The organism is Streptomyces spinosus, assembly GCF_020400655.1.
Classification (GTDB): Bacteria; Actinomycetota; Actinomycetes; order Streptomycetales; family Streptomycetaceae; genus Streptomyces; species Streptomyces argyrophylli.
The window spans coordinates 326,878-339,923 of the sequence record NZ_JAINRC010000004.1 but is presented as its reverse complement, the minus strand read 5'-3'; the positions used below and the strand labels follow the sequence as shown (position 1 = coordinate 339,923).

10 protein-coding genes are annotated in these 13,046 nt (G+C 70.1%); 4 read left to right on the top strand and 6 right to left on the bottom strand.

The annotated features are described in order from the left end of the window. Positions 1-81 precede the first annotated feature (81 nt). Together LG395_RS10780 and LG395_RS10775 are read left to right on the top strand one after the other, a co-directional pair. Positions 82-1,668: a Na+/H+ antiporter gene (locus LG395_RS10780; RefSeq protein ID WP_171157189.1), complete on the top strand. Its 1,587-nt coding sequence runs from the start codon at positions 82-84 to the stop codon at positions 1,666-1,668. 117 nt (positions 1,669-1,785) lie between these two features. Next, positions 1,786-2,526 carry an SDR family NAD(P)-dependent oxidoreductase gene (locus LG395_RS10775; RefSeq protein WP_171157191.1) on the top strand — a complete coding sequence of 247 codons (741 nt, stop codon included), beginning with the start codon at positions 1,786-1,788 and terminating at the stop codon, positions 2,524-2,526. Between the two features lie 13 nt (positions 2,527-2,539). Here the strand turns inward: LG395_RS10775 and LG395_RS10770 are convergent, their stop codons facing one another. Further along, positions 2,540-3,646, bottom strand: coding sequence for a mechanosensitive ion channel family protein (locus LG395_RS10770; protein ID WP_171157193.1), 1,107 nt, complete (start codon positions 3,644-3,646; stop codon positions 2,540-2,542). Positions 3,647-3,751: 105 nt separating this feature from the next. Between LG395_RS10770 and LG395_RS10765 the strand changes: the two genes are divergently transcribed. Continuing rightward, positions 3,752-4,324 carry a dienelactone hydrolase family protein gene (locus tag LG395_RS10765; RefSeq protein ID WP_225809216.1) on the top strand — a complete coding sequence of 191 codons (573 nt, stop codon included), beginning with the start codon at positions 3,752-3,754 and terminating at the stop codon, positions 4,322-4,324. An 18-nt stretch (positions 4,325-4,342) separates the two neighbouring features. On the opposite strand, the gene LG395_RS10760 is transcribed toward LG395_RS10765, so the two are convergent. The 4 genes from LG395_RS10760 to LG395_RS10745 all read right to left on the bottom strand — a co-directional run bounded on the left by LG395_RS10760 (position 4,343) and on the right by LG395_RS10745 (position 9,046). Further along, on the bottom strand, positions 4,343-6,013 hold the full coding sequence (locus LG395_RS10760; protein ID WP_225809215.1) for an alkaline phosphatase D family protein: 1,671 nt from the start codon (positions 6,011-6,013) through the stop codon (positions 4,343-4,345). A gap of 80 nt (positions 6,014-6,093) precedes the next feature. After that, positions 6,094-6,906, bottom strand: coding sequence for a thioredoxin domain-containing protein (locus LG395_RS10755; RefSeq protein ID WP_225809214.1), 813 nt, complete (start codon positions 6,904-6,906; stop codon positions 6,094-6,096). Positions 6,907-6,972: 66 nt separating this feature from the next. Continuing rightward, positions 6,973-7,653 (bottom strand): hypothetical protein, encoded by a 681-nt coding sequence (locus tag LG395_RS10750; RefSeq protein ID WP_225809213.1) that lies wholly within the window; start codon positions 7,651-7,653, stop codon positions 6,973-6,975. Positions 7,654-7,720: 67 nt separating this feature from the next. Then, complete coding sequence (locus LG395_RS10745) at positions 7,721-9,046, bottom strand: DUF2252 domain-containing protein (protein WP_225809212.1); 1,326 nt, start codon at positions 9,044-9,046, stop codon at positions 7,721-7,723. 211 nt (positions 9,047-9,257) lie between these two features. On the opposite strand from LG395_RS10745, the gene dnaE reads away from it, so the two are divergent. Then, complete coding sequence (gene dnaE, locus LG395_RS10740; protein ID WP_171157205.1) at positions 9,258-12,797, top strand: DNA polymerase III subunit alpha; 3,540 nt, start codon at positions 9,258-9,260, stop codon at positions 12,795-12,797. A gap of 81 nt (positions 12,798-12,878) precedes the next feature. On the opposite strand, the gene LG395_RS10735 is transcribed toward dnaE, so the two are convergent. Next, positions 12,879-13,046 (bottom strand): hypothetical protein, encoded by a 168-nt coding sequence (locus LG395_RS10735; protein WP_171157207.1) that lies wholly within the window; start codon positions 13,044-13,046, stop codon positions 12,879-12,881.

Genomic DNA, 13,046 nt, shown 5'->3' with positions numbered 1-13,046 from the left:
AAGGCGTCGGTACGCCGCGTCGCGGGCGTCGTGGCAGGCTTGAGGTCTGCCGTGTGATCGTCGACTCCCGGAGCGCCGTCCGTGGACCAGCTGGCTCTGTTGTTCGTCCTGCTGCTCGGGGCCCTGGTGAGCGTCCCGTTGGGGGACCGGTTCGGGGTGCCGGCGCCGGTGCTGATGACCCTGTTCGGCGGGGCTCTGGCCGTGGCCGACTTCGTGCCCAACGTGGACATCCCGCCGGACCTGATCCTGCCCGGACTGCTGCCACCGCTGCTCTACGCCGCCGTCCGCCGTACCTCCTGGCGGCAGTTCGCGGCCAACCTCCGCCCGATCTTCCTGCTGGCCGTGGCCCTGGTGTTCGTCACGACGGTGTGCGTGGCGTTCGTCGCCAACGCCATCGTGCCGGGGCTGCCGATCGCCGCCGCCGTCGCGCTGGGTGCCCTGATCGCGCCGCCGGACCCGGTCGCCGCGACCAGTGTCGCCGGACAGCTGGGGCTGCCGCGCCGCCTGGTGTCGATCCTGGAGGGCGAGGGCCTCTTCAACGACGTCACGGCCATCGTGCTGTACCACGTGGCCATCGCAGCGGCCGTGAGCGGTGCGTTCTCGCCCTGGCGGGCCGGTCTCGACCTGGTGCTGTCCGCGGTCGTCGCGGTGGCCGTGGGTCTGGCGCTGGGCTGGGGCGCGAACAAGCTGATGGACCTCCTCGGCGATCCGACCCTGCAGATCGGCATGACGCTGCTGGTGCCGTACGCCTCCTACGTGCTCGCCGAGAAGCTGCACGGCTCCGGGGTGCTCGCGGTGCTCACCACGGCGCTCTTCCTCGCCGAGTACGCCACCGACGCCGACGACGTGATGACCCGGCTCGCCGGACACACTTTCTGGGACATCATCGACACGCTCGTCACCGGCGTCGCCTTCGGACTCATCGGACTGGAGCTGCACAACGCCATCCGCACGGCCCAGGGCCGGTGGGGCGAGATGCTCGGCTGGGCGGCGGCCGTCGTGGGCGTGGTGATCGTCGTACGGCTGCTGTGGCTGCTGCCGGCGACCTGGCTGACCAAGCGGCTGCACGCCCGCCGGGACTACGACGAGGAGATCCCGGTGAGCTGGCGGGAGACCGTCGTGATGTGGTGGTCCGGGATGCGCGGAGTGGCCTCGGTGGCGCTGGCGCTGGCCGTGCCGCTCAAGACGGACGCCGGGGCACCGTTCCCCGATCGGGACGAGATCGTCTTCATCGCCTTCGGGGTGATCGTCGTCACGCTGGTGGTGCAGGGGCTGACGCTGCCCTGGCTGGTGAAGCGGCTGGGGGTGCGGGCCGACTCCGAAGGGGAGAAGGAGTTCGAGAAGGAGCTCGCGGTGCGGGCGGCGAAGGCGGCGAAGCGGCGGCTGCGGGAGATCGAGCAGGTGGAGGAGCTGCCCGAGGAACTGTCCGAGCAGATGCTGCGGCGGGCCTTCGACATCGGCATCCGGATCAGCCCGGACATGGGGGAGGAGGAGCGGCGGGAGGCGCATCACCAGCGGGCCAAGCGGCTGAAGCGGGTGCGGCGCATCCAGAACGAGATGCTGAGCGCCGCCCGCCACGAGGTACTGGCGGCGCGGAGCGAACCGGGGGCGGACCCGGAGATCGTGGACCGGGTGCTCCGGCACCTCGACGTGCGCAGCCTGCGGTGAGAGCCGCGCACCGGCGCCCGGTGGGTCACGCGCACCAGCCCCCGGCCGGTCATACGAATGTGCCGGACCTGTGGACAACTCCCGGCACCGCCCGTCCCCGGCTTCTACTCTCGGAGCATGACGCGCAACATCGTGATCAGTGGCGGCGGTACGGGCATCGGGCTGGCGGCGGCGCGGGCGTTCGCGGCGGACGGGGACCGGGTGCTGTTGCTCGGCCGGCGCGCGGACGTGCTGGAGAAGGCCGGTGTGCCCGGGGCGCTCGGCTACGCGGCGGACCTGTCCGAACCGGGTGACGTACGCGGGGTGGCCCGGTTCGTGGCGGAGGAGCTGGGCACCGTGGACGTGCTCGTGAACGCCGCCGGAGGAGCCGGGTACCTGGAGCCCCCGGCCGGCAGCGACGACCCCCTCGACCGGGTCGCCCACGCATGGACCCTCAACTTCCGGCAGAACACCCTGACCGCGGCGCTCCTCACCGAGGCGCTGAAGGACCGGCTCGCCACGCCCGGCGGGCGGGTGCTGTTCCTGAGCTCCATCGCCGCCTACCGGGGCTCGGGCACGGGTGCCTACGCGGCGGCCAAGGCCGGACTGCACCCGTACGCCCACGACCTGGCCCGGGAGTTGGGCCCGCGCGGCATCACCGTCAACGTGGTCGCGCCCGGATACGTCGAGGACACCGAGTTCTTCGGTGACACCATGGACGCGGCCCGGCGGGAGAAGCTCGTCGCGGACACCTCCAACGGCCGCGCCGGCATACCGGGGGACGTCGCCGAGACCCTGCACTGGCTGGCCTCGCCCGCCGCCGGGCACGTCACCTCGCAGATCGTCCAGGTGAACGGAGGTGCCGAACGGGGGCGTTGAGCGGGGTGACCGGTCAGCCCCGGCCGGTGCGCGGGAACTCGTAGGCCCGGCGCAGGGACGCGCGGTCGGGGGAGGGGACACGCGACGGCGGCAGCACCGAATCCGCTGTGTTCACCCGGGGCAGCGCGTAGGGGTGCTCCGCCGACAGCCAGCTGATCATCTGCTCGCGGACCGTCACCCGCACCGTCCAGATGTCGTCGGCGTCCTTCGCGGTCACCAGCGCGCGCACCAGGATGGTGTTCGGTGTGGTGTCCGTCACCTGAAGGTTGCACGCGCGGCCGTCCCAGGCGGTGCAGGAGCGCAGGATGTCCCGCAGCTTCTCGCGCATCGCCTCGACCGGCGCGCTGTGGTCGAGGTGCCAGTAGACGATCCCGGTCATCTGCGGGGTGCCGCGGGACCAGTTCTCGAAGGGCTTGGAGGTGAAGTACGACACCGGCATGGTGATCCGGCGCTCGTCCCAGGTGCGTACCGTCAGGAAGGTCAGGGTGATCTCCTCCACCGTGCCCCACTCGCCGTCGACCACGACGGTGTCGCCGATGCGCACCATGTCGCCGAAGGCGATCTGCAGCCCCGCGAACATGTTGGAGAGCGTCGACTGGGCGGCGACACCGGCGATGGCGGCGATGATGCCCGCCGAGGCCAGCAGGGAGGCGCCCGCCGCGCGCATCGCCGGGAACGTCAGCAGCATCGACGAGACGGCCACGACGATGACGATCGCCGACACCACCCGCATGATCAGCTCCACCTGCGTGCGCACCCGGCGCACACGGGCCGCGTCGCGGTGGACGCGGGCATAGCGGGAGTAGGTGGTCTCGACGATCGCCGCGGCGATCCGGATCACCAGCCAGGCGGCCGATCCGATCAGCACCAGCGTCAGCGTCCGGCCGATGCCGACCTGGTGCCGCTCGAGCAGCTTCGCCTGGTCGTACGACCCGCGCAGCAGGGCGGTGCACAGGACGAGCTGGTAGGGGATGCGGGCACGGCGCAGCAGCCCCCACAGGGGGTTGTCGTGGTCGCGGTCGTCGGCCTTGCACAGCAGCCGGTCTGTGCCCCAGCCGATGGCCAGGGTCAGCAGCACCGTGCCGCCGAGCACGATCAGTGGACGGAGTACGTTCTCCATGCCTCCGCTCCTAACCGGCGCACGGAGGGCATGAACATGTGAGTTCGGCGCGTTCCTGGGTAAGGCGGCACGGGCACCGCCGTGGCCGGCTGGCACCATGGCCTCATGAACATCATGCTCTTTCACTCGACCTACGGGCTCAGGCCCGCGGTGCGCGATGCCGCGGACCGGCTGCGCGCGGCGGGCCACGAGGTGTGGACGCCGGACCTCTTCGAGGGACGTACGTTCGACACCGCCGAGGAGGGCATGGAGTTCAAGGAGCGGATCGGCAAGGAGGAACTGCTCAAGCGGGCGGTGCTGGCGGCGGCGCCGTACTCGGACCGGGGGCTGGTGTACGCGGGGTTCTCGCTCGGTGCCTCCGTCGCCCAGACCTTGGCCCTCGGCGACGCCAGGGCGCGCGGGCTGCTGCTCCTGCACGGCACGTCGGACATCGCGCCGAACGCGCAGGTGGACGACCTGCCGGTGCAGCTGCACGTGGCGGAACCGGACCCGTTCGAGACGGACGACTGGCTGAGCGCCTGGTATCTGCAGATGGGCCGGGCGGGCGCCGACGTGGAGGTGTACCGGTACGCCGGGGCCGGGCACCTGTACACCGACCCCGAGCTGCCGGACTACGACGCGGAGGCCGCCGAGGCCACCTGGCGGGTGGCGCTCGGCTTCCTCGAATCGCTCGGCTGAGCGGTCACGCGGGGCCGGTCACACCGGGTCGTAGGTCCGCTCGACCTTCTGCGTGCCGCTGCGGGTGCGGTAGGAGCGCACCCAGCTGGACGTGGCGTTCGCGTCGGTGCGGTCGGACAGCACGTAGTAGTCCATCTGCGCGCGGTCGGCCGTGATGTCGAGCACGCCGTAGCCGTGCCGGTCGGTGTCCACCCAGTGGACGTGCCGGTTGGCGGCCTTGATGACGGGGGCGGCGACCGCGGAGACCGTGCCCTCGGGCACCTTCACGATGTCGTCCAGGTTGTCCGAGGTCACCGAGGTCACCACGAACTCGGTGGCCGCCGACGCCGACAGCGGGTAGGTGCCCGCGTCCACCGGGACGTCATTGGCCCACGCCATGTGGATGTCACCGGTCAGGAAGACGGTGTTGCCGATGGCGTTGGAGCGCAGGTGGGCCAGCAGTTCGCGGCGGTCGTCGGTGTAGCCGTCCCACTGGTCGGTGTTGGCGGCGATGCCCTCCTGCGGCAGCCCGAGCAGCTTGGCGAGCGGCTTGAACAGGTCGGCGGAGAGGGAGCCGAAGGAGAACGGCGAGATCATCACCGAGTTGCCGACCAGCCGCCACCTGGTGTCGGAGGCCTTCAGACCGGCCTTCAGCCAGTCGAGCTGGGCGCGCCCGGTGAGCGTGCGGTCGGGGTCGTCCACCGAGCCGCTGGCCGTGGACGCCTGCTGGGAGCGGAAGGAACGCAGGTCCAGCAGGGAGAGGTCGGCGAGCTTGCCGAAGCGCAGCCGGCGGTAGGTGGTGCCGGCGACGGCCGGGCGGACCGGCATCCACTCGAAGTAGGCCTGCTTCGCCGCGGCCTGACGGGCCGCCCACGTTCCCTCGGCGCCCTCGGTGTGGTTGACGGCGCCGCCCGACCAGGCGTTGTCGGCGAACTCGTGGTCGTCCCAGATCGCGATGACCGGCGCCTTCAGGTGCAGGGCCTGGAGGTCGGGGTCGGTCTTGTACCTGGCGTGCCGGATCCGGTAGTCGGCGAGGGTGAGGATCTCGTGGGCGGGCGCGTGCGGGCGGACGACCTGGCCCCGGGTCCCGTACTCGCCGGACTTGTACTCGTAGATGTAGTCGCCGAGGTGCAGCCAGGCGTCCAGGTCGTTCCGGGCCGCGAGGTGGCGGTAGGCGGAGAAGTAGCCGGCCTCCCAGTTGGCGCAGGAGACCACGCCGAAGCGCAGGGAGGAGACGTCCGCGTCCGCCGCCGGCGCGGTGCGGGTGCGCGCCACCGGTGAGTCGGTGCCGCCGGCCGAGAAGCGGAACCAGTAGTCGGTGGCCGCCTCCAGGCCGCGGATGTCGGCCTTGACGGTGTGGTCGGAGGCGGCCGTCGCGGTGGTGGAGCCCTTGGCGACGATGCTGGTGAACGCCTTGTCCCTGGCGACGACCCAGCTGACCTCGGTGTCCGGGCCGGTCCCCGAACCCGGTATCGCCTCGGGGACCGGGGTCACCCGGGTCCACAGCAGCACGCCGTCGGGCAGCGGGTCGCCGGAGGCGACACCGTGCAGGAAGGCGGGGGCGTCCGTGGCGGCGCGGGCCGGGGCCGCCGCGGCCAGCGGGCCGGCCAGGACGGCGGTCGCCGCCGCGGCCTTGACGACCGTACGGCGGCGGGGCGGGAGCGGGGCGTGGCCCTGGGAGGTCTCGGATGATCTGTATCGACTGGTCACGGACGATCAGGTTACTGATCGGTACGCGCGAGAGCGGGCGAACTCCCGAAAGTTCGCCCGCTCTTCCACGGATGCTCGGCTCAGCCCTTGAGGGCAGCCTCCAGCGCGGTGTTGAACTCGGCGACCGACATGGGCGCGTTCTTGCCGTCGGAGCCCGTCAGCGTCTTGCCGTCCATCTTCAGGGTCGGGGTGCCCGATATGCCGTCCTTGTCGAAGATCTTGGACTCCTCCAGCGCCCACCGGTCGTAGGTGCCGTCCTTCACGGCCTTCTGGAACGCCGTGTTGCCCTTCAGCGCGGGGACGGTGTCGGCGATCTGGATCAGGTAGCTGTCGTCCTTGAACTTGTCGGTGGTCTCCTCGGGGTGCCACTTCTTGGAGTACATCGCGGTCTTGTACTCCAGGAACGCCTCGGGGCTGACGTCGAGCGCGGCGCCCAGGGCGCTGAGGGCGTTCTTGGAGCCCTCGCCGGTCAGGTTCTTGTCGAGGAAGGTGGCGCCGACGTACTGGATCTTGAACTTGCCGGCGTCGAGGTCCTTCTTGACGGTCGGGCCGACCGTCTGCTCGAAATCGGCGCAGACCGGGCAGCGCGGGTCCTCGTACATCACCAGCGTCTTCTTGGCGCTGCTCTTGCCGATGACGACCGTCGTGCCGTCGGTGCCCGTGGTGTTGGCCGGCTTGACGAGCTTGTCGTCCTTCGCGGCCTCCCAGTAGGCGGGCTTGTTGTTCTGCACGACGGCGTAGCCGATGCCGCCGGCCGCGGCCAGGACGGCCACGACCGAGGCGGCCACGACGAGCTGCCGCTTGGCCTTGTCCCGCTTGGCCTGCCGCTCGCGCTCCTGGCGCAGCCGCTCCCGGGCCGCCGTCTTCGCAGCCTGGCTGTTCCGCTTGCTCATATTGGTGATCTCCATGTGGGACGCGCACACGACGTACGCGGAATACGTGTGGGGGACTGGTCGTGCTCAGGCGAATGCCGGTGAGCACGGCGGTCCACGCCGTCCCAGGGAGTGGGTGAGGAGCCGGTCGCGGCCGGCGGCGCGGCGCGGGGCCGGACGGGGCAGCCGGCGGGCCGGCCGCGGCCGTGCGGCGACCGCGGCCACCGCCAGCAGCAGCGGCCGGAACGTGGTCGCGGCGACCGCCCGCAGCAGCCGGGTCAGCGCACGCTCGCCCCGGCGCAGCCAGGCGGCGGCGAGCAGTCCCACGCCGATGTGCGCGGCGAGCAGCAGCCAGGCGGCGGCCGGGCTGGCGTGGGCGAGCACCGCCCCGGCATGGCCGGGAGCGCCGGTCATCCCGGTCAGCGGGGTGCCCACCCGGCCCTGGCACAGCACGTCCAGGCCGACCGCCCGCAGCGGACCGGCGACCGGGCCGCCCGCCCGCCCGTAGCAGGTGTCCTGGCCGGTGGTGAACACCGTGTCGGCGGCCAGCTCCAGCGGCACCAGCAGGGCCGCGATCCCGCCGAAGCCGCGCTCGCGGCCCGCCAGCGCGTACGCGGTGACGAACACCCCGGCGGCGACCGCGCCCACGGTCGCCAACGGCAGCGGAGCACGGGACAGCAGCACGTGCGACGCGGTGCTGAGCGTCACGACGAAGGCCGTGAACAGCACCGCGCGCACGGCTCTGAGCTGGGTCCCGGATATGTCCATAGCGAAAGGAGAGTCTGTCACGTACGCGGGTAAGGGACTCCTAAAGAGTGCCTGTGAATCGCGAAGGTCACAGCCCCGGAATCCGGCCGTTGCGGAACAGGTCGACGAAGATCTGGTGATCGGCGCGCGCGCGTGCGCCGTAGCTGTGGGCGAAGTCCACCAGCAGTGGGGCGAAACCCTCCTCGTCGGCCGCGAGCGCCGCGTCGATGGCCCGCTCGGTGGAGAACGGCACCAGGGACTCGCCGGAGGTGTCGTCCGCCGCCGCGTGCATGGTCGCGGTGGCCCGGCCGAGGTCGGCGACGACGGCCGCGATCTCCTCCGGGTCGTCGATGTCGTCCCAGTCCAGGTCCACGGCGTACGGTGAGACCTCGGCGACCAGCTGGCCGGCGCCGTCCAGCTCGGTCCAGCCGAGCCACGGGTCGGCGTGCGCCTGCAGGGCGCGCTGGGAGATCACCGTGCGGTGACCCTCGTGCCGGAAGTACTCCGCGATGGCCGGATCCGTGATGTGCCGGGAGACGGCCGGGGTCTGGGCCTGCTTGATGTAGATCACGACATCGTTCTCCAGGGCGTCGCTGTGGCCCTCCAGGAGGATGTTGTACGACGGCAGGCCGGCCGAGCCGATGCCGATGCCCCGGCGGCCCACGACGTCCTTCACCCGGTAGGAGTCCGGGCGGGTTAGGGAGGAGTCCGGCAGCGTCTCCAGATAGCCGTCGAAGGCCGCCAGGACCTTGTAGCGGGTGGCCGCGTCCAGCTCGACGGAGCCGCCGCCCGGCGCGAAGCGGCGCTCGAAGTCGCGGATCTCGGTCATCGAGTCCAGCAGGCCGAACCGGGTCAGCGAGCGGGCGTCACGCAGCGCGTCCAGCAGCGGACCCTGCGCGGTGTCCAGCGTGAACGGCGGCACCTCGTCCCGCTTGGCGCCGGTGGCCAGGGCGTGGACGCGCTCGCGGTAGGCGGCGGCGTAGACCGTCACCAGCTCGGTGATCTGCGCGTCGCTGAGCGCCTTCGCGTACCCGAGGAGCGCGACCGATGCCGAGAAGCGCTTCAGGTCCCAGGTGAACGGGCCGACGTAGGCCTCGTCGAAGTCGTTGACGTTGAAGACCAGGCGGCCGTTGGAGTCCATGTACGTGCCGAAGTTCTCGGCGTGCAGATCGCCGTGGATCCACACGCGCGAGGTGCGCTCGTCCAGGTACGGTCCGCCGCGCTTCTCGGCGTCGAGGTCGTGGTAGAAGAGGGCCGCCGTGCCCCGGTAGAACGCGAAGGCCGAGGCCGCCATCTTGCGGAACTTCACCCGGAACGCGGCCGGGTCGGCGGCCAGGAGCCGGCCGAAGGCGGTGTCGAAGACGGCGAGGATCTCCTCGCCGCGCTGCTCCTCGTCGAGCTGGGGGACCGACATCGCGGGGTGCCTCCTGGTGCGTTACCTGTACGACAGCGTCTCTGCCGTACCCAACGCACGAAGGTACGCGTAGGTGCCCGCCCGCCACGCTTGATCGAGTCGCTTCGCGCCGAGTCTTCATCTCGGTGTCAGCGGCGCGGCATAGACTTCGACGCTGACCCCAGAACCGTCCGCCCGCCCGTCGCCGAGTGTTTCCCCCGGAGGACTCACCGTGTCAAAGCCGCCCTTCACGCACCTGCACGTCCACACCCAGTACTCCCTGCTGGACGGTGCCGCGCGGCTGAAGGACATGTTCAACGCGTGCAACGAGATGGGCATGACGCACATCGCCATGTCCGATCACGGCAACCTCCACGGGGCGTACGACTTCTTCCACTCCGCGAAGAAGGCCGGAATCACCCCGATCATCGGGATCGAGGCGTACGTCGCCCCTGAGTCCCGGCGGAACAAGCGCAAGATCCTCTGGGGCCAGCCGCACCAGAAGAGGGACGACATCTCCGGTTCGGGTGGTTACACCCACAAGACGATGTGGGCCGTGAACAGGACCGGCCTGCACAACCTCTTCCGCCTCTCCTCCGACGCCTACGCCGAGGGCTGGCTGCAGAAGTGGCCGCGGATGGACAAGGAGACCATCGCCCAGTGGTCCGAGGGCATCGTCGCCTCCACCGGCTGCCCCTCCGGCGAGGTGCAGACCCGGCTGCGCCTCGGCCACTTCGACGAGGCCCTCAAGGCCGCCGCGGACTACCAGGACATCTTCGGCAAGGACAGGTACTTCCTGGAGCTGATGGACCACGGGATCGAGATCGAGCGCCGGGTCCGCGACGGCCTGCTGGAGATCGGCAAGAAGCTCGGCATCCCGCCCCTGGTCACCAACGATTCGCACTACACGTACGCGCACGAGGCCGGCGCCCACGACGCCCTGCTGTGCATCCAGACCGGCAAGAACCTCTCCGACCCCGACCGCTTCAAGTTCGACGGCACGGGCTACTACCTGAAGTCCACGGACGAGATGTACGCCATCGACTCCTCGGACGCCTGGCAGGAGGGCTGCGCCAACACGCTCCTGATCGCCGAGATGGTGGACACCACCGGCATGTTCGAGAAGCGCGACCTGATGCCCAAGTTCGACATCCCCGAGGGCTACACCGAGGTCACCTGGTTCCAGGAGGAGGTCCGCCGCGGCATGGAGCGCCGCTTCCCGGGCGGGATTCCCGAGGACCGCCAGAAGCAGGCCGAGTACGAGATGGACGTCATCATCCAGATGGGGTTCCCGGGCTACTTCCTCGTGGTCGCCGACTTCATCATGTGGGCCAAGCGCCAGGGCATCGCGGTCGGCCCCGGCCGGGGCTCCGCGGCCGGCTCGATCGTCGCCTACGCGCTCGGCATCACCGACCTCGACCCGATCCCGCACGGCCTGATCTTCGAGCGGTTCCTCAACCCCGAGCGCATCTCGATGCCCGATGTCGACATCGACTTCGACGAGCGCCGGCGCGTCGAGGTGATCCGGTACGTGACGGAGAAGTACGGCGCCGACAAGGTCGCCATGATCGGCACCTACGGCACCATCAAGGCCAAGAACGCGATCAAGGACTCCGCGCGCGTGCTGGGCTACCCGTACGCGATGGGCGACCGCATCACCAAGGCCATGCCCGCCGACGTCCTCGGCAAGGGCATCCCGCTGTCCGGCATCACCGACCCCAGCCATCCCCGGTACTCGGAGGCGGGCGAGGTCCGGGGCATGTACGAGAACGAGCCGGACGTGAAGAAGGTCATCGACACCGCGCGCGGTGTGGAGGGCCTGGTCCGGCAGATGGGCGTGCACGCCGCCGGCGTGATCATGTCCAGCGAGACCATCACCGAGCACGTCCCGGTCTGGGTGAGGCACACCGACGGCGTGACCATCACCCAGTGGGACTACCCGAGCTGTGAGTCGCTCGGCCTGCTGAAGATGGACTTCCTGGGCCTGCGCAACCTCACGATCATGGACGACGCCGTCAAGATGGTGAAGGCCAACAAGGGGATCGACATCGATCTCCTGAGCCTCCCGCTCGACGACCCGACCACCTTCGAGCTGCTCCAGCGCGGCGACACCCTGGGCGTCTTCCAGTTCGACGGCGGCCCCATGCGGTCCCTGCTGCGGCTGATGAAGCCGGACAACTTCGAGGACATCTCCGCCGTGTCGGCCCTGTACCGGCCGGGCCCGATGGGCATGAACTCCCACACGAACTACGCGCTGCGCAAGAACGGGCAGCAGGAGATCACGCCGATCCACCCCGAGCTGGAGGCCCCGCTCAAGGAGGTCCTGGACGTCACCTACGGCCTGATCGTCTACCAGGAGCAGGTGCAGAAGGCCGCCCAGATCATCGCGGGCTACTCGCTCGGCGAGGCCGACATCCTCCGCCGTGTGATGGGCAAGAAGAAGCCGGAGGAACTGGAGAAGAACTTCGTCATCTTCCAGGCCGGCGCCCGCAAGAACGGCTACAGCGACGAGGCCATCCAGGCACTGTGGGACGTGCTGGTCCCCTTCGCCGGCTACGCGTTCAACAAGGCGCACTCCGCCGCGTACGGCCTGGTGTCGTACTGGACGGCGTACCTGAAGGCGAACCACCCCGCCGAGTACATGGCCGCCCTGCTCACCTCGGTCAAGGACGACAAGGACAAGTCGGCGGTCTACCTCAACGAGTGCCGCCGCATGGGCATCCGGGTGCTCCCGCCGAACGTCAACGAGTCCGAGGCCAACTTCGCCGCCCAGGGCGACGACGTGATCCTCTTCGGCCTGTCCGCCGTCCGCAACGTCGGCACCAACGTCGTCGAGTCGATCATCAAGTGCCGCAAGGCGAAGGGGAAGTACGCCTCCTTCCCCGACTACCTCGACAAGGTCGACGCGGTGGTCTGCAACAAGCGCACCACCGAGTCGCTGATCAAGGCCGGCGCCTTCGACTCGATGGGCCACACCCGCAAGGGCCTCACGGCCCAGTACGAGCCGATGATCGACAACGTGGTCGCGGTCAAGCGCAAGGAGGCCGAGGGCCAGTTCGACCTCTTCGGCGGCATGGGCGAGGAGACCAGCGACCAGCCCGGCTTCGGCCTCGACGTCGAGTTCACCGACGACGAGTGGGACAAGACCTATCTGCTCGCCCAGGAACGGGAGATGCTCGGTCTGTACGTCTCCGACCACCCCCTCTTCGGCCTGGAGCACGTGCTCTCCGACAAGGCGGACGCGGGCATCGCCCAGCTCACCGGCGGCGACTACGCGGACGGCTCGGTGGTGACCATCGGCGGCATCATCTCCGGCCTGCAACGCAAGATGACCAAGCAGGGCAACGCCTGGGCCATCGCCACCGTCGAGGACCTGGCGGGCTCCATCGAGTGCATGTTCTTCCCGGCCACCTACCAGCTGGTGTCCACCCAACTCGTCGAGGACGCCGTGGTGTTCGTCAAGGGCCGCCTCGACAAGCGCGAGGACGTGCCCCGGCTCGTCGCCATGGAGCTGATGGTCCCGGACCTGTCCAACGCGGGCACCAACGCCCCCGTGGTGCTCACCATCCCGGCCGTGAAGGTGACCCCGCCGATGGTCAGCCGCCTCGGCGAGATCCTCAGCCACCACAAGGGCGACAGCGAGGTCCGGATCAAGCTCCAGGGACCGCGCAAGACCACCGTGCTCCGCCTGGACCGGCACCGGGTCAAGCCCGACCCGGCGCTGTTCGGCGACCTGAAGGTGCTGCTCGGCCCGTCCTGCCTGGCCGGCTGACGCCCGGCGGAAGACGCCCACGCGAAGGGGCGCACCCTCGACGGGTGCGCCCCTCACATGTGCCCGGGCTTCAACTGCCCTTTAGTTGTGGCCGAAGCTCTTCTGCTTCTTGCGCGCGGCCTCCGAAGGGCTGCCCGGGGCGTGCGCCATGGGCGGCTCGTGCTCCTCCGCCTGCGGACGCTGCGCGTGCTCGGACTGCGAAGCGCGGTTCTGCGGGCCGGACTGCTTGCGGTTCTTGTTCTTGGCCAT